Origin of the sequence: Dactylosporangium sp. NPDC000244 (assembly GCF_040300725.1) — a bacterium.
Taxonomy (GTDB): Bacteria; Actinomycetota; Actinomycetes; order Mycobacteriales; family Micromonosporaceae; genus Dactylosporangium.
In genome coordinates, this window is sequence record NZ_JBEPEH010000057.1 from 6,408 (window position 1) to 29,593 (window position 23,186).

2 protein-coding genes are annotated in these 23,186 nt (G+C 75.2%); both read right to left on the minus strand.

The genetic code is table 11. From position 1 onward, the window contains the following. Nucleotides 1-30 precede the first annotated feature (30 nt). On the minus strand, nt 31-13,380 hold the full coding sequence (locus tag ABT369_RS51525; RefSeq protein WP_350624892.1) for a type I polyketide synthase: 13,350 nt from the start codon (nt 13,378-13,380) through the stop codon (nt 31-33). Continuing rightward, entirely contained in the window at nt 13,380-23,186 is a 9,807-nt protein-coding gene (locus tag ABT369_RS51530) for a type I polyketide synthase (protein ID WP_350624894.1), read from the minus strand. The genes ABT369_RS51525 and ABT369_RS51530 overlap by 1 nt, the downstream gene beginning before the upstream one ends.

Consider the following 23,186-nt stretch of genomic DNA (forward strand, 5'->3'; position numbering starts at 1 on the left):
CTTCTTTTCAGCGTCGGTCCGGCGGTCCGGTCAGGACAGGCCGAGCGCGTTGTCCACGAGGTCGAACAGTTCCTCGTTGCTGGCGACCCGGAGGGTGTCGACGGCCTCGGTGCCGCCGTCGGCGGGCTCGGCCGCGGTGAGCCGCTGCAGCAGGCTCTGCAGGCGCAGGGTGACCCGCATCCGGCCGAGGTCGTCCTGCGGGCGGCGGCTGAGCATGTCCTCGAGGCCGTCGAGCTCCTCGGTCGTCGGCAGCGCCTCGTCGCCGCCGGCGTCGCCGAGCTCGGCGCGCAGGTGCTCGGCGAGGGCGAGCGGCGTCGGGTAGTCGAAGACGATCGTGGTGGCCAGCCGCAGCCCGGTGGCGGCGGCGAGCCGGGCGCGCAGCTCGACGGCGGTGAGGGAGTCGAAGCCGACCTCGCGGAACGGGCGGCTGCGCTCGAGCTCGTCGGCGCGCTCGTGGCCGAGGACCCCGGCGGCCGCGGTGAGCACCAGGTCGACGAGGAGCCGGGCGCGGTCGGGCTCGGCCAGGCCGTCGAGGCGGCGGCGCAGGTCGGCGCCCGCGTGCTCGTCGGCGCCGTCGGGGCCGTCGCTGCCGGCGGGGCCGTCGGCGGCCTCGGGGATCAGGCTCAGCAGCGGCCGCGGGCGGGCCGAGGCGTAGATGGGGGCGAAGCGCGGCCAGTCGACGTCGGCCACCACGAGCGTGGGGTCGTCGTGGGCGAGGGCGTCGTGGAGTACCGAAACCGCCGCCCCGGGATCGAGGAGCCGGACGCCCCGGCGGGCCATCTCGGCTCCGGTCGGCTCGTCGATCATCCCGCCGCCGCCCCACGGGCCCCAGGCGACGGAGACGGCGGGGATGCCCTCGGCGCGCAGGCGCTCGGCCCAGGCGTCGAGGAACGCGTTGCCGGCCGCGTAGGCGCCGTGCTGGCCGACGCCCCACACGCCCGCGACGGAGGTGAAGTAGACGACGGCCTCGAGGTGGTCGCGGTCGATGAGCTCGTGGAGGTTGCGGGCGCCGGCGAGCTTCGCCGCGGTCACCTCGGCCAGCTCACCGACGGGCACGTCCGCGACCGGGGTGAGCCGGGCGACGCCGGCGGCGTGGACGATCGTCGTGATGGTCTCGCCGTCGCGGCGCAGCCGGTCCGCGAGCGCGGCGACGGCGGCGCGGTCGGTCACGTCGCAGGCGAGGACGCGGACCGTGGCGCCGGCGGCGGTGAGGCGTTCGGTGAGCTCGGCGGTGCCGGGCGCGTCGGGGCCCTGGCGGCTGACGAGGATCAGGCGTTCGGCGCCGTTGCCGGTGAGCCAGCGCGCGGTGTGGGCGGCGAGGCTGCCGCTGGCGCCGGTGATGAGGGTGGCGCCGGTCGGGCGGTACGGGCGGGTCGCCTCGGTCGCCTTGGTCGCCTCGGCGCGGATCAGCCGTCGCGTGTGGACGGTGCCGGGCCGGATCGCGGTGTGCTCGCGGTCCGTGGTGAGGGTGTGGGCGAGCTGCGTGACGGCGGCCGGGGTGAGCTCGGCGGGCAGGTCGACGAGGCCGCGGTACAGGTGCGGCAACTCCAGCGCCGCGACGTGCCCGAGTCCCCAGGTGGCCGCCTGGTCGGCGTCCGGCGGCAGGTCTTCGGGGCCGGTCTTGACCGCCTGGCGGGTGCAGAGCCAGACGGCGACGGGCTGCCGGAGGAGTTCCAGGTTGGCCGCGAGGCCGGCGGGGAGGTGCGGGTGGTCCGCGTGCGGCGACGTGTCCAGCGCGAGCAGGGAGACGACGGCGGTCGGCTGGAAGTCGCCGAGCGCGGCTTCCAGGTCGGTCGTGGTCTCGACCACTGCGCCGTGCTCTTGCAGGCCCTTGGCGATCTGCTCGGCCGTATCCATGGTGGCCGCGGTGTGCACGAGCAGCCAGCGGTGGCCGGTGGCGTCGGCGTGGGCGGCCGGTTGCTCCGCCGGCCAGGTGATCCGGTAGCGCCACGCCCGCGTCTGTTCCGTGTTCCGCAGCCGGGTGAGCGCGGGCAGCACCTCCCGGAGGGGCTGGTCGGCGTCGAGGCCCTGCAGCAGCTTCCAGAGCCCGTCGTCGGCTCCGGTCGGCGGCTTGATGGTCGGCCAGTAGCGGCGGCGCTGGAACGGGTAGGTCGGCAGTTCGGGGCGGCGCTCGCCGGGCTTGAGGATCCGCTCCCACGGGATCTCTACGCCGTGCGTGTGCAGCCGCCCCAGCGCCTCGGCGATGGTCGACCCGGCCCGCATGACCGGGACGGCGACGACCTCGTCGGCGTCGAGCATCGGGGTCAGCACCGCGTCCGGCCCGATCTCCAGGAACGTGTCCGCCCCCTGCTCCCGCGCGAACGAGACCGCGTCGGCGAACCGCACCGTGTCGCGGGCGTGCCGCACCCAGTACTCCGCGTCGAACTCCGTGATCAGCTCGCCGGTCACCGTGGACACGATCGGGATGCTGGGCGCGTTGAAGGTCATCGCCGCGACCTCGGCCCGGAACGGCTCCAGCATCGGGTCCATCAACGCGCTGTGGAACGCGTGCGAGACCGTCAGCCGCTTGGTCCGGAACGGCAGGTCCAGAGCGTCGATCACCTCGGCCGGCCCGGAGAGCACGATCGACTCCGGCCCGTTCACCGCCGCCACCGACACCCCGTCCGGCAGCGAATCGGGATGCCCACCGACCGCGAGCATCGCCCCACCGGCGGGCAGCGCCTGCATGAGCCGCCCGCGCGCCGACACGAGGCGGCACGCGTCTTCGAGGGACAGCACCCCGGCCACATAGGCCGCGGCGATCTCGCCGACCGAGTGCCCCATCATCCAGGCGACCGGGACGCCCCAGGATCGCAGCAGTTCCGCCGTGGCGATCTCGACCACGAACAGCGCCGCCTGCGTGAACACCGTCTGTGTCAACCGCTCACCGTCGGTGAACATCACCGACTGCAAACCATCCGGCAACAGCTCGCACGCACGATCGACCACGTCGGCGAACACCGGGAACGCTTCGTAGAGCTCGCGGCCCATCCCGACCCGCTGGGCTCCCTGGCCCGAGAACATCCACACGACACCGCCCCGCTCCCCCGCGCGCGTGCCCTCGACCGACCGCAGCCCGGCGAGCAGTGCCGCCTTGTCGCGGCCCGTGACCGCGGCCCGGACGCCCAAGTGCGAGCGGTGGACGGCCAGCTCCCAGGCGGGGTCGGCGCCGGAGGTCTCGGCCCAGTCGGCGAGCTGCGCGGCCCGGGCCTTGAGTCCGGCGGCGTCGGCCCCGGAGATCAGCCACACGCCGTCCAGGGCTCCGCCGCTGCCACCGGCCGGCGGCTCGGTCTCGATCGGGGGCGATGCGAGGATGGTGTGCGCGTTGGTGCCGGAGATGCCGAACGACGACACGGCGGCGCGGCGCGGGCGGCCGTTGTCGGGCCAGGCTCGGGCCTCGGTGAGGATGGACACCGCACCGGCCGACCAGTCGACGTGCGGGGTCGGCTCGTCGACGTGGAGGGTTCGCGGCAGGATGCCGTGTTCGAGGGCCTTCACCATCTTGATGACCCCGGCGACACCGGCCGCGGCCTGGGTGTGGCCGATGTTGGACTTCACCGACCCGATCCACAGCGGCTCGTGCCGGTCGCGGCCGTAGGTGGCGATGAGCGCCTGGGCCTCGATCGGGTCGCCGAGCTTGGTCCCGGTGCCGTGAGCCTCCACGACGTCCACGTCGGCGGCGTCGAGGCCGGCGCCGGCCAGGGCCTGCCGGATCACCCGCTGCTGAGCCGGGCCGTTCGGGGCCGTAAGACCGTTCGAGGCGCCGTCCTGGTTGACCGCGCTGCCGGCCACCACCGCGAGGATCGGGTGCCCGTTGCGCCGCGCGTCCGACAGGCGTTCCACGAGCAGGACGCCGACGCCTTCGCCCCAGCTGGTACCGTCCGCGCCCGCCGCAAAGGACTTGCAGCGCCCGTCGCCGGCGAGGCCGCCCTGCGCGTCGAACTCCAGGAACGCCCCCGGCGTCGACATCACGGTCACACCACCGGCCAGGGCGAGATCGCACTCCCCGTTGCGCAGCGCCTGAGCCGCCAGGTGCAGCCCCACCAGAGATGACGAGCACGCGGTGTCCACCGTCACGGCCGGACCCTGCAGCCCGAACCAGTACGCCAGACGACCCGACACCACCGACGCGGAATTCCCCGTCGCCTGGTAGCCCCCGACCTCGGCCCCGGCACCCAGGAGCAGCGTCCCGTAGTCCTGGCCGTTCGTCCCCATGAACACACCGGTCAGCGAGCCCCGCAGCCCGTCCACGGGCACCCCGGCACCCTCGAACACCTCCCAGCAGACCTCCAGCAGCAACCGCTGCTGCGGATCCAGCGCCAGCGCCTCCCGCGGCGAGATGCCGAAGAACCCGGCGTCGAACTCGGTGGCGCCGTCGAGGAATCCGCCGACCCGGGCGAAGTCGCCGCTGAGCCCGTCCCAGCCGCGGTCCGCCGGGAACCCGCCCATCGCGTCGCGGCCCGCGTCGACCAGGTCCCACAGGTCGTCGGCCGAGCGCACGCCGCCCGGGAAGCGGCAGCCCATGCCGACGATGACGATCGGCTCGCCGTCGACGGCGACCGCGGCGCGGACCGGCTCGTCAGCGGCTCCACCGGCCAGGAACTCGGCCAGCTCCGCGACCGACGGGTGGTCGAACACGACCGTGGACGACAGCTCCACCCCGCACAACCGCGCCAGCCGGTCCCGCAACTCCACCGCGGCCAGCGAGTCGAACCCAAGCTCCCGGAACGGCCGCCGGATTCCGACCGCATCCACCCCGGCGTGCCCGAGCACGGCCGCGACCTCACGCCGGACCAGGCCCACCAGCTCGTCCCGCGACCGCCGCACCACCAGAGCCGGCGCCGTCGGCGCCTCGACCGGCGCGACCACGTCGAACAGGCCGCCGACGCCGACCGCCCGGAATGCCTTGGCCAGCACGTCCCAGTCGACGTCGGCGACCGTGAGCAGCGGCTCGGCGTTGACCAGGCGGCTCAGGCCGGCGACCGCGGTGCCGGGATCGAGCAGGGCGAGCCCGCGCCGGTGCAGCCGGGCCGCGGACTGCTCGTCGGCCATCCCGCCGTCGCCCCACGGCCCCCAGGCGAGCGAGGTGGCGGCGAGCCCGAGGCCGCGGCGGAGCGCGACGAGCGCGTCGGCGGCCGCGTTCGCCGCGGCGTACGCGCCCTGCCCCGCGCCGCCCCACACGCCGGCCGCCGAGGAGAAGACGACGAACGCGTCGAGCCGCCGGTCGCGGGTGACGGCGTCGAGGTTGACGGCGCCGGCGAACTTGGGGCCGAGCACGGCGGCGAGCTCGTCGTCGGACAGGTCCTGGACGGCGGTCGGCGCGCCGGGCACGCCCGCGGTGTGCACGACGGCGGTGAGGTTCTCGATCCCGTCGGTGATCCGGGCGAGGGCGTCGCGGTCGGTGATGTCGCACGCCTCGATGTCGGCCTCGCCGTGGGCGCGCAGGGCGGCGAGGAGGTCTTCGGCGCCGGGGGCCTCGAGGCCGCGCCGGGACAGCAGGACCACGCGTTCGGCGCCCGCCTCGAGCGCCCAGCGGGCCACGCGGGCGCCGAGGGCGCCGGTCCCGCCGGTGACGAGGACGGTGCCGGAGGGTGTCCAGGTGGGCTCGGCGGGCAGCGTTGCGCGGGTGAGCCGGGGGGCGTACGCCTTCCCGCCCCGGATCGCGACCTGCCGCTCGCGGCCGCCGGCCAGCACGGCGGCGATGCCGCCGTCACCGTCGAGGTCGATGAGGCCGCCCCAGCGGGCGGGCTGTTCGAGTGCGGCGACCCGGCCCAGGCCCCACACGACCCCGGCGTCGGCGTCGGTCACCACGTCACCCGCGTCGACCGCGACGGCACCGCGGGTCACGCACCAGACCTTGGCGGCGCTGTCGGCGCGCAGCAGGTCGAGGACGGCACTGGCGGAGGGCTCGACGAGCACCACGCCGGCCAGCCCACCGAGGTCTCCCGGCTCGGTCTCGACCGTGGCCCCGGCCGCGCGCAGGTCGGCCGCGACCGCCTCACCCGGTTCGAGGACCAGCCACCGGCCCGTGAGCGCCGCGGTGGATGTGGGCAGCGGGGTCCACCGGACGCGGTACGACCAGGAGTCGAGCTTCCCGGAACGGCGCGCCGGGGCGGGCCAGAACCGCTCGCGCTGGAACGCGTAGGTGGGCAACCCGAAGACGGGTCGCCCGGCGCCCCCGACGACGGCCTTCCAGTCGACGTCGACCCCGGCCACGAACAGCTCCGCAACGGCCCGCAGCAGCGTCTCGGACTCGTCCCGGTTCCGCCGCGAAGACGCGACGACAACGGCATCGTCCCCGCGCAGATGCGGCGCGAGAATCGCGTCCGGCCCGACCTCGACGAAGGTGTCAACGCCTTCGGCGCGCATAGCGGCGACGTTGTCGGCAAACAGCACCGTCCCACGCACGTGCCGCACCCAGTAGTCGGCATCAAACGAGGCGATGAGCCCACCGGTCACGTTGGAGACGATGGGAATCTGCGGCGGATTGAAGGTGATGGTGTCGAGAACCGCGCGGAACTCCTCCAGCATCGGCTCCATCAACGCGCTGTGGAACGCATGCGAAACCCTCAGCCGACTGGTCCGCACCCCAGGAATCTCGGGAAGCAGATCGGAAGGACCCGACAACACCCACGACGACGGCCCATTGATCGCCGCCACCGACACGCCCTCAGGCACATCCTCGACGGGCGCACCAACCGCCAGCATTCCCCCGCCGGCCGGTAGCGCCTGCATCAGGCGAGCCCGGGCGGCGACCACCTTGCAGGCGTCCTCCAGCGACCACACCCCGGCCACATACGCGGCGACCAGCTCACCGATCGAGTGCCCGCCGACGACCGACGGCCGCAAGCCCCAGGCCTTCAACTGCTCGTACAGCGCGACTTCGATCGCGAACAACGCCGGCTGGGTAATCTCCGTTTCGTCGATCCGCTCATCCGGCAGCTCACCGAAGAGCGCACACACCTCGGCGTAGACCCGGTTGAACACCGGGAAGTCGAGCGTGGAACCCATCCCGGCCCGCTGCGCGCCCTGACCGGAGAACAGCACACCGACACGGCGAGCCGCGGCAACACCCGTCACCGGTTCGCCGGGCAGCAGGACCATCCGGTGATCGAACCGAGCCCGCGACAGCAGCGACCGCCCGACATCAGCCGGGTTCAGCTCCGGGTGCGAGTCCAGGAAAGCCGACATACGGGAGGCCGACTCCCGCACCGCCTCGGCCGAACGAGCCGACACGACCAACGGCACCAGGGACGCGGCGACGGGCTCCGGTTCCGGCTCCTCGGCCGCCTCCAGGATCACGTGGGCGTTCGTGCCGCTGATCCCGAACGACGACACGGCCGCCCGGCGGGGATGTCCGTTGACCGGCCAGGCCTGCGGTTCGGTCAGCAGCGAGACCGAGCCGGCCGACCAGTCCACATGCGGGGTCGGCTCGTCCACATGCAGGGTCCGCGGCAGCTCGCCATGCCGCATGGCGAGGACCATCTTGATGACGCCCGCGACACCCGCGGCGGCCTGCGTGTGGCCCAGGTTCGACTTGACCGAGCCCAGCCACAGCGGCCGGTCGCGGTCCTGCCCGTAGGTGGCCAGCAGCGCCTGCGCCTCGATCGGGTCGCCGAGCGTCGTGCCCGTGCCGTGCGCCTCAACCGCGTCCACCTCCGACGGGTTCAGCCCCGCGCTGGCCAAGGCCTGACGGATCACCCGCTGCTGCGAGGGACCGTTCGGAGCCGTAAGACCGTTCGACGCGCCGTCCTGGTTGACCGCGGAGCCCCGCACGACCGCGAGCACCGAGTGCCCCAGCCGCTTCGCATCGGACAGGCGCTCCACGAGGAGCAGGCCGACGCCCTCGGACCAGCCGGTGCCGTCGGCGGCGCCCGCGAACGACTTGCAGCGGCCGTCGAAGGACAGGCCGCGCTGCTTGGAGAACTCGACGAACGTGCCCGGCGTGGCCATCACGGTGACGCCGCCGGCCAGGGCCAGGTCGCACTCGCCCTGCCGCAGCGACTGCGCGGCGAGGTGCAGGGCGACCAGCGAGGACGAGCAGGCGGTGTCGATGGTGACGGCGGGACCCTCGAAGCCGAAGGTGTACGCGACGCGGCCGGAGACGACGCTGCCGGAGTTGCCGGTGCCGACGTAGCCCTCGACGCCGGCGGGGGCGTCGACGAGCTGGGAGACGTAGTCGTGGTACATCACGCCGGCGAAGACGCCGGTGCGGGAGCCGCGCAGGGTGGCCGGTTCCAGGCCGGCCGACTCCAGGACCTCCCAGGACGTCTCCAGCAGGAGCCGCTGCTGCGGGTCCATCGCCAGGGCCTCGCGCGGGCTGATGCCGAAGAACTCGGGATCGAAGAGCGCGGCGTCGTACAGGAAGCCGCCGAGCTGGGTCGAGCTCGCCCCGTCGCGCAGCTGCGCCAGGTCCCAGCCGCGGTCCGTGGGGAACTCGCCGATGCCGTCGCCGCCGGTGCGGAGCAGGTTCCAGAGGCCGTCGGGGTCCTGGACGCCGCCCGGGTAGCGGCAGGCCATGCCGACGATCACGATCGGGTCGTCGTCGGCCGCCCGGCGAAGGGCGACGGCCCGTCCGGCCTCGGCGCCGGTGAGCCGGTCGAGGACGAAGCCGGCGAGCAGCAGCGGGTTCGGGTAGTCGAACACGACCGTGGCGGGCATCTGCAGGGCGGTCGCGGCGGTGAGGCGGTTGCGCAGGTCGACGGCGGCGAGGGAGTCGAATCCCATGTCCCGGAAGGCCCGGTCGAGCACCACGGGCTCCGGGTCCGGGTAGCCGAGGACGGTGGCGACCAGGGCGCGTACGAGACCGACGACGACGTCCCGGGCCTCGTCCCGCGGCAGTCCGGCGAGCCGGGTCCCCCAGTCGCCGCTCGCGCCCCCGGCCACGGCCCGGCGGGGCGCGGTCCGGCCGACGAGGGGCCGCAGCACGTCGGGGACGCCGGCCAGGCCCCGCAGCGCGGCGAGGTCGAACCGGGCGGCGACGACCAGGGCCGAGTCGCCGGCCAGGGCGTCGCCGAGCAGCGCCAGCCCGGTCTCGGCGTCGAGGGCGGCGGCGCCGGTGCGGGCGAGGTCGCTGCCCATGCCGAGGTCCCACAGCCCCCAGGCGATGGAGACCGCGGGGAGCCCGAGTGTGCGCCGGTGGGCCGCGAGCCCGTCGAGGAAGGCGTTGCCGGCCGCGTAGGCCGCCTGCCCGGGGCTGCCGACGACCCCGGCGAGGGAGGAGAACATCACGAACAGTTCGAGGTTCCGGTCGAGGGTCGCTTCGTGCAGCCACCAGGCCCCGGCGACCTTCGGCGCCAGGACGCGGCTCGCCCGCTCCGGCGTCAGCCCCGTGAACACCCCGTCGTCCAGCACGCCCGCGGCGTGCACGACGCCGACCAGGTCCGGAATGCCGGCCACCAGCTCGAACACCGCGTCCCGATCGGTGACGTCACACGCCACGACCCGGGCACCGGGCACCTCACCGCCGCGCCGGCCGACCAGCACCACCTCACCGGCACCGCAGACATCCACCAGCCACCGGGCGACGACCCGGCCCAGCGCACCCAGGCCACCCGTGACCAGCACCGTGCCACCCGCGAGATCGACCGCGCCGGACGGCGACGCGGACCGGGCCAGACCCGGCACCAGCACCACACCGTCGCGAACCCGAGCCTCACCGATCCCGGCCGCGACCACACCACCCAGCAACTCCGGCGACGCATCACCCGAGACCAGCACGATCTGGCCCGGGTTCTCCACCGCCGCGACCCGCAGCAGACCCCACACCGCCGCCGCACCCAGATCATCCGGCTCCGCCACGACGACCAGCCGCCCGGACTCGGCCAGCACCCGGCCCGCGACCGACAGCGCCTCGGCGACCAGCGCATCCACGGCCGGCGGCAGCGGGCCGTCGCCGACCGGCGGCACCCGCCACACCACCATGTCCGGGTCCAGCGGCGCCGGCGTGACTTCGCGCGGCTGCCATTCGACCTCGTACAGGTCCCGCCGAGCCGTGGGCCCGACCGTCACCGGCCGCAGGACCACCCGCTCGATCGACACCACCGGCTGCCCGGACTCGTCGGCCGCGAGCACCTCGAAGCCGGAGCCGGCGTTGCCCCGGATCCGGACGCGCAGCACGGCGGCGCCGGTCGCGTGCACGCGGACCCCGGCGAACACGAACGGCAGGCCCGCGTCCGGGTCGAGCCGCCCGATCGGGTGCAGCGCCGCGTCCAGCAGGGCCGGGTGGACCGCGAACGTCCCGGGGTCGTCCACCGCCACCTCGGCGAACAGCTCGTCCTCGCCGCCGCGCCACAGCCGCCGGAGGCCCTGGAACGCGGGTCCGTACGTCACGGCCGCCCGCGAGTACCAGTCGCCGACCGGCGCCTCGTCGCCCGGTGTCCACGCGAACGAGGCCTCGGCGGCGGCGACACCCAGGGCGCCCTCCGCGTGCCGGACCCACTCGTCCTCGCCGTCGGGCCGCGACGAGATCGTCAGCGCGCGGCGGCCGGACGCGTCCGCCGGCCCGACCCGGACCTGGACCGCGACCCCGCCGGCGGGCGGCACGGCCAGCGGCGCGACGAGGGACAGCTCCTCCAGCACGGCGGCGCCGACCTCGTCGCCGGCCCGGACCGCCATCTCGACGAGCGCGGTCCCGGGCACGACCACCACGTCCCCGATCGCGTGGTCGGCCAGCCACGGCTGGGCCGCGAGCGAGAGCCGGCCGGTGAGGACGACGACATCGTCCTCGGCGACGCGTACCGCCGCGCTCAGCAACGGATGCCCGACCACCCGGAGCCCGGCCCCGGCCAGGTCCCCGACGCCGCCGGCCGACTCGAGCCAGTAGCGCTCGTGCTGGAACGCGTACGTCGGCAGCTCGACGGCCCGGCCCCCGGCTCCGGCGAACACCGCGGCCCAGTCGACCTCGACTCCGGCCGCGAACAACTCGGCGACGGCCCGCAGCAGCGTCTCGGGCTCGTCCCGGTTCCGCCGCAGCGAGGCGACGACAACGGCGTCGTCGGACGGCAGGTGCGGCGCGAGAATCGCGTCCGGCCCGACCTCGACAAAGGTGTCAACGCCTTCGGCACGCATCGCGGCCACGTTGTCGGCGAACAACACCGTCCCGCGCACATGCCGCACCCAGTAGTCGGCATCGAACTCGGCGATCAGCCCACCGGTGACATTGGAAACGATCGGAATCTGCGGCGGGTTGGAGGCGACGCCTTCCAAGACCTCGCGGAACTCGGCCAGCATCGGCTCCATCAACGCCGAGTGGAACGCGTGCGAAACCCGCAGCCGACTGGTCCGGACATCCGGGAACTCCGGAAGCAGCTCGGCCGGACCCGACAACACCCAGGATGACGGGCCATTGATCGCCGCCACCGAAACACCATCCGGCACGACCTCAACCGGAGCGCCGACCGCGAGCATTCCGCCACCCGACGGCAAGGCCTGCATCAGCCGGGCCCGGGCCGCGACCACCTTGCAGGCGTCCTCCAGCGACCAGACACCGGCCACGTAAGCTGCGACCAACTCGCCGATCGAGTGCCCGCCGACCACCGATGGCTGGAGGCCCCACGCCTTCAACTGCTCGTAAAGGGCCACCTCGATCGCGAACAACGCCGGCTGCGTGATCTCCGTTTCGTCGATCCGCTCGTCCGGCAGCTCACCGAAGTGCGCACGCACCTCGGCGTGGACCCGGTTGAACACCGGGAAGTCGAGCGTGGAGCCCATGCCGGGCCGCTGGGCGCCCTGACCCGAGAACAGCACGCCGACCGTGCGACCGGCGGCGACGCCCGCGACCGGGCCGCCTGGCAGCATGACCAGGCGGTGGTCGAACCGGGCCCGCGACGCGACCAGCGAGTGCCCGGCGTCCACCCGGCGCACGTCCGGGTGGGAGTCGAGGAACGCGGCGAGGCGGTCGGCGTACGCGTGCGCCGACGCGGCCGACCGCGCCGACACCACCAGGGGCACGACCGGCAGCGGCGCGCCGGCCGGGGCGGGCTCGGTGACGGTCTCCGGCGGGGCCTCGATGACCACGTGCACGTTGGTGCCGCTCACGCCGAACGAGGAGATCCCGGCCCGGCGCGGACGGTCCGCGGCCGGCCACGGGCGGGGCTCGGTGAGCAGGGACACCGCGCCGGCGGTCCAGTCGACGTGCGGGGTGGGCTCGTCCACGTGCAGGGTGCGGGGCAGCACGCCATGGCGCATCGCCATGATCATTTTGATGATGCCGGCCACGCCCGCGGCGGCCTGGGTGTGCCCGAGGTTCGACTTGATCGAGCCGAGCCACAGCGGACGGTCCTCGGGGCGGTCCTGCCCGTAGGTGGCCAGCAGCGCCTGGGCCTCGATCGGGTCGCCGAGCACCGTGCCGGTGCCGTGCGCCTCGACGGCGTCGACCTCGGCGGTGGACAGGCCGGCCCCGGCGAGCGCCTGGCGGATGACCCGCTCCTGCGACGGGCCGTTCGGGGCGGTGAGCCCGCTGCTGGCGCCGTCCTGGTTGACCGCGCTGCCCCGCACGACGGCGAGGATCGGGTGGCCGAGGCGCTGGGCGTCGGAGAGGCGCTCGACCACGAGCATGCCGACGCCCTCGGACCAGCCCGTGCCGTCCGCGGCGCCCGCGAAGGACTTGCAGCGGCCGTCGGGGGCGAGGCCGCGCTGGCGGGCGAACTCCACGAAGGTGCCCGGGGTCGCCATCACGGTCACGCCGCCGGCGAGCGCGAGGTCGCTCTCCCCCTGCCGCAGGGCCTGGACGGCGAGGTGCAGCGCGACGAGCGAGGAGGAGCAGGCGGTGTCGACGGTGACGGCCGGGCCCTCGAGGCCGAAGGTGTAGGCGACGCGGCCGGAGTGGACGCTGCCGGAGTTGCCGGTGCCGAGGTAGCCCTCCACGCCGGCGGGGACGTCCATCGAGCGGGAGACGTAGTCGTGGTACATGACCCCGGCGAACACCGCGGTGCGGCTGCCACGCAGGCGGGCCGGGTCGAGGCCGGCCGACTCGAAGGCCTCCCAGGACGCCTCCAGCAGGAGCCGCTGCTGCGGGTCCATGGCCAGGGCCTCGCGCGGGCTGATGCCGAAGAACGCCGGGTCGAAGTGGGCGGCGTCGTGCAGGAAGCCGCCGTGCCGGACGTAGGTGGCGCCGCTGCGGTCGGGGTCGGCGTCGTACAGGCCGGGCAGGTCCCAGCCGCGGTCGTCGGGGAACCCGCCGATCGCGTCGCCGCCCTCCGCGACGAGCCGCCAGAGGCTCTCGGGGTCGGTGACGCCGCCGGGGTACCGGCAGGACATGCCCACGATCGCGATGGGTTCGTTCCCGCGGGCCTCGAGCTCGCGCAGCCGGCGCTTGGTGTCGCGCAGGTCCGCCGAGGCGCGCCGCAGGTAGTCGAGGAACTCTGCCTCAGTGGGCATCAGACGGCCCCTAGTTCGTCGTCCAGGAAGGTGAAGAGCTCCTCGGCCGACGCGGTCTGCAGCGCCAGGTCGCCGCCGGCCTCGGGCGTGGTCCACCGGGCGAGCAGGTCGCGCAGGCGGCTGCCGACCACGGCGCGGTGGGTGTCGTCGAGCGGGACCGCGTCCATGCTCGCCTCGATCCGGGTCAGCTCGCCGAGGATCGCGAAGGCGGAGACGGCCTTCTCGGCCACGAGGGTGTCGGCGAGGTAGTCGGCGAGGGCGGCACTCGTCGGCCGGTCGAAGATGAGCGTCGACGGCAGCCGCAGGCCCGTGACGGCGTTGAGCCGGTTGCGGAACTCGACCGCCATGAGCGAGTCGAAGCCGAGCTCGAGGAAGCCGCGATCCTCGTCGATCGAGCGCATGGAGGCGAAGCCGAGCACCGCGGCGGCCTGGGTGCGCACGAGGTCGGCGAGCATCCGGGTGCGCTCGGGGCCGTCCAGCCCGGTGAGCGCGGCCCGCAGCGCGGCGGCCGGGTCGTCCGCCCCGCCCCGCGGCGCCGCCCCGGGTCCGGCGGTCGGGATGAGGGAGCGCAGCACGGGCGGTACCTCGGCCGCGCTGGCGTTCTTGAAGGCGGTCTGGTTCAGCCGCAGCGGGGCGAGGACCGGCTCGGGGCGGCGCAGCGCCTCCGAGAACAGCGCCAGGCCCTCGTCGGGCGCGAACGGGGTCAGGCCGCCGCGGGACATCCGGCGCGCGTCGGCGTCGGCGAGGTGGCCGGTCATGCCGCCGCCGCCCGCCCACGGGCCCCAGGCGATGGCCGTGCCGGGCAGGCCGCGCGCCCGCCGGTAGTGGGCGAGCCCGTTGAGGAAGGCGTTGCCGGCGGCGTAGTTGGACTGCCCGGGCCCGCCGAGGATGGCGGCCGCGGAGGAGAACAGCACGAACGCGCGCAGCGGCAGGTGCTCGGTGACCCGGTGCAGGTTCCACGCGGCGTCGACCTTGGGCCGCAGCACGGTGTCGTACCGCTGCGCCGTCTGCGAGCTCAGCACGCCGTCGTCGAGCACGCCGGCCATGTGCACCACGCCGACGAGCGGGTGCTCCGCGACCGTCTTGGCCAGCTCGGCATGGTCGGCGACGTCGCAGGCGGCCAGGTCCACGGATGCGCCGAGTTCCTCGAGCTCGGCCACCAGCGAGGCGGCGCCCGGGGCGTCGGGCCCGCTGCGGCTCAGCAGCAGCAGCCGGCGCACGCCGTGGGCGGTGACGAGGTGGCGGGCCATGAGCCGGCCGAGCGCGCCGGTGGCCCCGGTGACGAGGACGGTGCCGTCGCCGAGCGCGGGCAGCTCGTCGGCGGGCGCCTCCACCGGGCGGCCGAGACGGGCCGCGTACACCTGCCCGGCACGAATGGCGAACTGCGGCTCGCCGCCGGCGATCGCGGCGGGCAGGGCGGCCTCGGACTCGGGGGTGTCGTCGAGGTCGGCGAGCACGATGCGGCCGGGGTTCTCCGACTGGGCCGAGCCGAGCATGCCCCAGAGCGCGGCGGCCGGCAGGTCCGTGACGGTGTCCCCGTCGGCGACCGGCACCGCGCCGCGGGTCACGACCGCGAGCACCCCGTCCTCGTCGGCGAGGAAGGTTTGGACCCGGGCGAGCATCTCGTGCACGCGCCGGTGCGTGTCGGCGACGGCGTCGTCGGCCGCGCCGGTGGCGGTGTAGATGACGGCATCGGCGCGGGCGCCGGGCTCGGTGGGCACCGCGATCCACTCCGGGCGGAAGAGCGAGCGGCTGCCGGTCGACAGCTGCCCGGCCTTCACCGGGCGCAGGACGAGCTCGGCGACCGAGGCGACCGGCGCGCCGGTCGTGTCCGCCATGGCGATGGCGAGCCCGCCACCGTCCGACGGGGTGAGCCGCACCCGCAGCTCCGAGACGCCGGTCGCGTGGACCGCGACGCCGTTCCACGAGAACGGCAGGCCGGGCTCGGCGGGCGGCTCGTCCGAGGCGACGGCGGCGGGCGCGCCGAGCGCGTGCATCGCGGCGTCCATGAGCGCGGGGTGCAGGCCGAAGGCGCGGGCGTCGGCGACGACGGACGCGGGCAGGACGACCTCGGCGAAGACCTCCCGGCCGAGGCGCCAGGCGGCGCGGAGGGCCTGGAAGCTCGGCCCGTACTGGTAGCCCTGGGTCGCCAGCCGCGGGTAGATGTCGTCGACCACGAGCGCGTCGGCGCCGGCGGGGGGCCACTCCCCGGCCAGGTACGCGGGGGTGCCGGAGTCGGCGGTGAGCAGGCCGGTCGCGTGCCGCTGCCACTGCCGGGCCTCGGGGTCGTCGCCGGGCGCGTCGGGCCGCGAGTAGATCGCGACCGGGTGGCCGCCGGACGGGTCGGGCGCGCCGACGCGGGCCTGCAGGTCGACGCCGCCGGTCCGGGGCAGCACCAGCGGCTGCTCCAGCGTCAGGTCCGCGACCCGGGGCGCGCCGACGCGGCGGCCGCACCAGGAGGCGAGCTCGACGAAGGCGGTGCCGGGGATGAGGATCGTGTCCATGACGGCGTGGTCGGCCAGCCACGGGTGGGTGCGCAGCGAGATCCGGCCGGTGAACAGGGTGCCCTCGCCCTCCGGCAGCTCCGTGGCCGCGCCGAGGATCGGGTGGCCGGTGGAGTCGAGGCCGGTGGTGGTGATGTCGGCCGTGCCGTTCGGGGCGTCCTGCATCCAGTACCGCTCGCGCTGGAACGCGTACGTCGGCACGTCGACGCGGACGGCGCCGGTGCCCTCGAAGAGCCGCGGCCAGGCGACCGGGACGCCGGCCACGTGCAGCCGGCCGAGGGCGGCGAGCAGTTCCGGGGACTCGGGCCGGCCGCCCCGGCCCAGCGGCACGGCGAGGGCGTCGGGGTGCGGCACGAGCGCGCTGAGCACGGCGGCCGGGCCGAGCTCGACGAACGCGCGGGCGCCGAGGGCGTGCAGGCGGGTGACGGCGTCGGCGAAGCGGACGGTGTCGCGGACCTGGGTGACCCAGTAGCCGGCGTCGAACGCGGTGATCGGCGCGCCGGTGACGGTGGAGACGATCGGGATCTGCGGCGGGTGGTACGTGATCGTGCGCAGGACCTCGCGGAACGGCTCCAGCATCGGCTCCATCAGCGCGCTGTGGAACGCGTGCGAGACCCGCAGGCGCTTGCCCGGCAGGGCGTCGATGAGCTCGGCCGGGCCGGACAGCACGATCGAGCCGGGGCCGTTGACCGCGGCGACCGAGACGCCGTCCGGCAGGTCCTCCACGGGCCCGGCCACGGACAGCATCGCGCCGCCGGGGGGCAGCTCCTGCATGAGCCGCGAGCGGGTGTCGACGAGCAGGCAGGCGTCGGGCAGGGAGAGCACACCGGCCACGTGGGCGGCGCTGATCTCGCCGATGGAGTGCCCGGCGAGATGGTCGGGGCGCAGGCCCAGGTGCTCCAGGAGCCGGAACAGGGCCACCTCGAAGGCGAAGAGGGCGGCCTGGGTGTACCGCGTCTGGTCGAGCCCGTCCGCGTCGCCGTGCATGACGCTCGCGAGGGGCCGCGGCAGCAACTGGTCGAAGTGGGTGCACACCGCGTCGAAGGCGGTGGCGAAGACGGGGTGCTCGCGGGCGAGCTCGGCGCCCATGCCGAGCCGCTGGGCGCCCTGGCCCGGGAACAGGAACGCGACGCCGGGCCGCGCGGCGGCCGTGCCGGTGGCGACGGCCGGGTGCTCGCGGCCGGCGGCGAGCGCGTCCAGCCCGTCGGCGAGGGTCTGCCGGTCGGGCGCGACGACGACGGCCCGGCGTTCGAGGGCGGCGCGGGCCACGGCCGAGGAGTAGGCGAGGTCGGCCGGGCGCAGGTCCGGGTGCTCGGCGACGAACGCGGACCAGCGGGCGGCCTGGGCCGTCAGCGCGGCGGCGTCGCGGGCCGAGAGCAGCACCGCCGTCGGCGACTCGGGGACCGGGCCGGCGGCGACGGGTTCGAGGACGTCCTCCTCGATGATGGTGTGGGCGTTGGTACCGCTGATGCCGAACGACGACACCGCCGCGCGCCGCGGTCCCGTCGCCGTCCACGGCCGGGCCTCGGTCAGCAGCGACACCGCGCCGGCGGTCCAGTCGACGTGCGGCGTGGGCTCGTCGACATGGAGGGTCTTGGGCAGCACCCCGTGCCGGATCGCCATGACCGTCTTGATGATGCCGGCGACACCCGCGGCCGCCTGGGGATGGCCGAGGTTGGACTTCACCGAGCCGAGCCACAGGGGACTCTCGCGGTCCTGGCCGTAGGTCGCCAGCAGCGCCTGGGCCTCGATCGGGTCGCCGAGGACCGTGCCGGTGCCGTGCGCCTCGATCAGGTCGACGTCGTTGGTGCCCAGCCCGGCCGCGGCGAGCGCGGCCCGGATGACCCGCTGCTGCGACGGCCCGTTCGGGGCGGTGAGCCCGTTCGACGCGCCGTCCTGGTTCACCGCCGAGCCGCGCACGATCGCCAGGACCTGGCGGCCGTCGCGCCGGGCGGCGCTGAGCCGCTGGACGAGGAGCAGGCCGACGCCCTCCGACCAGCCGGTGCCGTCGGCGCTCGCGGCGAAGGCCTTGCAGCGCCCGTCGCCGGCGAGGCCGCCCTGGCGGGAGAACTCGGCGAACGTGTTCGGGGTCGCCAGCACGGCGACGCCGCCGGCGATCGCGAGCTCGCATTCGCCGTTGCGCAGGGCCTGGGCCGCCAGGTGCAGGGCGACCAGCGACGACGAGCACGCGGTGTCGACGGTGACGGCGGGGCCCTCGAGGCCGAAGGCGTAGGCGACACGGCCGGAGATGACGCTGCCGGAGCCGCCGGTCATCAGGTAGCCCTCGACGCCCTCGGGCACCTGGGTCAGGCCGCTGCCGTAGCCGGAGCCGGACGCGCCGACGAAGACGCCGACCTGGCGGCCGCGCACGGCGTGCACGTCGATCCCGGCCCGCTCGAAGACCTCCCAGGCCGCCTCGAGCAGCAGCCGCTGCTGGGGGTCCATGGCGAGGGCCTCGCGCGGGGAGATGCCGAAGAACGCGGCGTCGAAGCCGGCCACGTCGTCGAGGAAGCCGCCGGCGCCGTCGGCCGCGGCCCAGCCCCGGTCGGCCGGGAACGCGCCGATCGCGTCGACACCGTCGGCGACGATCCGCCAGAGGTCTTCGGGGCTGGTGACGCCGCCGGGGTACCGGCACGCCATGCCGACGATCGCGATCGGGTCGTCCGCCGGGGACGCCGACGGGTCCGGCCCGGCCGCCGCGCCCGCGCCGCCGAAGACCCGCTCGTGCAGGTGCTCGGCGAGCACGATCGGCGTCGGGTAGTCGAAGACCAGCGTGGACGGCAGCCGCAGGCCGGTGACGTCGTTGAGCTTGTTGCGGAACTCGACCGCGGTGAGCGAGTCGAAGCCGAGCTCCTTGAACGGCCGGTCCCGCAGGTCCTCGCCGACGCCGTGGCCGAGCACGACGGCGGTCTGGGCGCCGACCAGGTCCAGCAGGGCGCGCCGCCGCTCGTCCGGGCTCAGCGCCGACAGGTGGGCCAGCGACGAGGGGATCGCCCCGCCGGCCGCGCCGGCCGAGTCCTCCTCGGCGGCCTCGGTGAGCGCCCGCACGGCCGGGAGGTCGGCGAGCAGCGGGCTGGGGCGCGACAGGCTGAACGACGGGTAGAACCGCGACCAGTCGACGTCGGCGACCGTCATGCACGCGTGCGGCCGCTGCAGCACCCGGTCCAGGGCGGCGAGCAGGCGATCGGGCGGCACCGGGGGCACGCCGAGGCGCTGCATCGCCTGCGCGGCCGGGGTCTTGGCGGCCATGCCGTCGCGGCCGCCCCAGGCCGTCCACGCGACCGCGGTGCCGGCCAGCCCGCGGGCGCGCCGGTGCTGGGCCAGCGCGTCGAGGACCGAGTTCGAGGCGCCGTACGCGCACTGCCCCGCGCTGCCCCAGATCGCCGAGATCGAGGAGTAGAGGACGAACGCGTCCAGCGGCCGGTCGCCGACGGCCGCGTCGAGGTTCAGGGCGCCGAGCACCTTCGCGGCGGTGACGGCGGCGAAGTCGGCGAGGGTGGTGTCGGTCATCGCGGCGAGCTGGTCGACGCCGGCCGCGTGCACGATCGCGGTCAGGCCGGGCAGCCCGGCGACGAGGGCGGCGACGGCGTCGCGGTCGGTCACGTCGCAGGCGACGACCTCGACCCCCGCCTCCCGCACGAGTTCGGCGGCGCCCGGCGCGTCGGCCCCGCGCCGGCTGACGAGCACGACCCGTTCGGCACCACGATCCAGGAGCCACTGCGCCAGTTGTACGCCCAGTGCCCCGGTCCCGCCCGTGACGAGCACGGTTCCCGAGGGCTGCCAGGGACGTTCGGCGGCCCCGCCCGGCTGGACCGGCAGCAGCCGCCGCCCGTAGGCGCCCGAGCCGCGCAGCGCGACCTGGTCCTCCCCGCCGGCCAGGATTCCTGGGAGGCGCCGCAGGCCGTGCCGGTCGATGGTCGCGGGGAGGTCGATGAGCCCGCCCCACCACTGCGGGTATTCGAGGGCGGCGGCCCGGCCGAGTCCCCAGACGAGCGCCTGGAGCGGGTGCTCGACCGGGTCGGCGGGCCCGACGGAGACGGCGCCGGAGGTGAGGCACCACAGGCGGGCCGTGCCGCCGATGTCGGCGAGGGCCTGGGTGAGCACGAGGGCGGCCGCGGAGCCGATCGAGCTGCCGGGGAGCCCGTCGACGGGCCGGTCCTGGCCGGCGGTGACCAGGACGACGCCGGCCGCACCCGTCACCTTCGCCGCGAGCCGGGCTCGATCGAGATCCTCTTCGCCGTACTCGACCGTGACGGCACCGTCGAGGGTGGCGAGCAGATCTCCGGTCCACCGTGGAGCGTCGGTGCGCGGGACCAGGACCACCCAGGGCCCGCTCGGCGCCGCGCGCTCGGGGACCTCGAAGGGCTTCCACTTGATGAGGTACGACCAGGCGTCGAGCTCGGAGCGCTCGCTGCGGCTCTTGCGCCAGCGGTCCAGGACGGGCAGCGCCGACTCCAGCGACTCCAGCTCCGGGCCGGTGGCGAGCTGCTGGACCTCGCCGCGCTCGACGGCGGCCCAGAACTCGCCGTCGCCGCCGGTCGCCGGCGGCTGCCCGGGCCGCGGCCAGAACCGCTGCTCGGCGAACGCGTAGGTGGGCAGCGGGACGCGGCGCGCGCCGGTGCCGGCGAACAGCGCGGCCCAGTCGACGGCGCGGCCCCGCACGTGCAGCTGGGCCAGGGCGGTGAGGGCGGCGTGCGGCTCGGGCCGGTCGCGGCGCAGGACGGGCACGACGAGGACCTCGCCGGGGCGCTCCCCCAGCGTGTTCTCGGCCATCGGGGCGAGGATGCCGTCCGGGCCCAGCTCGACCAGCGCGGTCACGCCGAGGTCGGCCAGGGCGGTGACGGCGTCGGCGAACCGGACGGCCCGCCGGACGTTGCCCACCCAGTAGGCGGCGTCGAACTCGGTGACCGGCGCGCCGGTCACCGACGACATGAACGGCACCGCCGGCGGGTTGAACGTGAGCCCGGCCGCGATCCGGCCGAACTCGTCCAGCATCGGGTCCATGAGCGGGCTGTGCGAGGCGGTGCTGATGCGCAGGAGTTTGGTGCGGGCCTCGCGGGCGGCCCAGATCGCCTTGACCTCCGCGACCGGGCCGGCCTCGCCGGAGACGACCACGGCGGCCGGGCCGTTGACCGCGGCGATGACGACGCGGCCGCCGAACGGCTCCAGCGTCGGGGCGACGTCGGCCTCGGGGGCGCCGATCGCGAGCATCGCGCCGCCGCCGGGCAGCTGCTCCATGAGCCGGCCGCGGGCGGCGACGAGCACGCAGGCGTCGGCGAGGGACAGCACGCCGGCGACGTGCGCGGCGGCGATCTCGCCGAAGGAGTGCCCGACGACGTGGTCCGGCCGCAGGCCCCAGCCGCGGACCAGGGCAGCGAGGGCGACCTCGACGGCGAAGAGCGCGGCCTGGGTGTAGCGGGTGCGGTCGAGCAGCTCCGCCTCGGGGGTGCCCTCGGCGGCGAAGATGACGGGCTTCAGGGGCTGCGGCAGGTGCGGGTCGAGCAGCGCGCAGACCTCGTCCAGGGCCCGGTCGAACGCGGGGTACGCGGCGGCCAGTTCGCGCCCCATGCCGGGGCGCTGGCCGCCCTGGCCCGAGAACATGAACGCCAGGGGGGCGGTGGTGGCATTGGCGGTACCGTTGCCGGACACGACGTCCGCGGAGGGCTGCCCGGCGGCGAGCTCGTCGAGGGCGCGCAGGGCGTCCGCGCGGTCGCCCGCGAGCACGACGGCCCGGTGCTCGAACGTGGAGCGGGACACGACCGCGGACAGTCCGGTGTCGGCGAGGCGCCGCGACTCGTCCGCGCTCAGCCAGCCGGCGAGCTTGCGGGCCTGGCGGGCGACGCCCTCGTGATCCCGGGCCGACAGCACGATCGGGACCAGCGGCGGCTCGGCGCCGTCCGCGTCCTCGGTCGCCGCGGCTGGGGCCTCCTCGATCAGGACGTGGGCGTTGGTGCCGCTCATGCCGAACGAGGAGACGCCGGCGCGGCGGGGCTCGTCGCGCAGCGGCCACGCCTCGGCCTGCAGCGGCAGCGCGAGCGCGCCGGAGGACCAGTCGATGTCGGGCGACGGCTCGTCGACGTTGACCAGCTTCGGGAAGAGCCCGTTGCGCATCGACATGACGGTCTTGATGACGCCCGCGACGCCCGCCGCCGCCTGGCAGTGGCCGATGTTCGACTTCACCGAGCCGACCCGCAGCGGCCGGTCGGCGGGGCGGGACTGCCCGTAGGTGGCCAGCAGCGCCTGCGCCTCGATGGTGTCGCCGAGGGGCGTGCCGGAGCCGTGGGTCTCCACGATGTCGATCTGGTGCGGCGAGAGCTGGGCGTTGGTGAGCGCCTGGAGGATGACGCGCTGCTGCGACGGGCCGTTCGGGGCGGTGAGACCGTTCGAGGCGCCGTCCTGGTTGACCGCGCTGCCCCGCACGACGGCGAGGACCGGGTGGCCGTTGCGCTGCGCGTCGGAGAGCCGCTCCAGCAACAGCACGCCCGCGCCCTCGCCCCAGCCGGTGCCGTCGGCGCCGGCGGCGAACGGCTTGCACCGGCCGTCCGGGGCCAGGCCGCGCTGGCGGCTGAAGCCGATGAACGCGGCCGGGCTGCACATGATGGTCGAGCCGCCGGTGAGCGCCAGGGTGCATTCGCCGTTGCGCAGCGCCTGGGTGGCCAGGTGCAGGGCGACGAGCGACGAGGAGCACGCGGTGTCGACGGTGACGGCCGGGCCCTCGAGGCCGAGCGCGTAGGAGATGCGGCCGGAGACGACGCTGGCCGCGGTACCGGTGATGATGTAGCCCTCGGTGCTGTCGGGCGACTGCTGCAGGACGGTGACGTAGTCCTGGCCCGAGGTGGCGACGAAGACGCCGATCTGGTGGCCGCGCAGCCCCGCGGGGTCGATGCCCGCGTGCTCGATCGCCTCCCAGGAGGTCTGCAGGAGCATCCGCTGCTGCGGGTCCATGCCCAGCGCCTCGCGCGGGGAGATGCCGAAGAAGGCGGCGTCGAACCGGTCGGCGGAGTCGACGAACCCGCCCTCGGCCACGTAGGAGGTGCCGGGGTGGTCGGGGTCGGGGTGGTACAGGTGCTCGAGGTCCCAGCCCCGGTCGTCCGGGAACTCGGCGATGGCGTCGGTGCCGCTCGACACGAGCCGCCACAGGTCCTCGGGACCGCGGACCCCGCCCGGGAAGCGGCAGGCGATGCCGACGATGGCGATCGGTTCGCGGCTGCCGGCCTCGACGTCTCGCAGCCGCTGTTTGGTCGCAGCCAGGTCCGCCGTGACCAATTTCAGATAGTCCCGCAGCGCTTCTTCAGTTGCCAT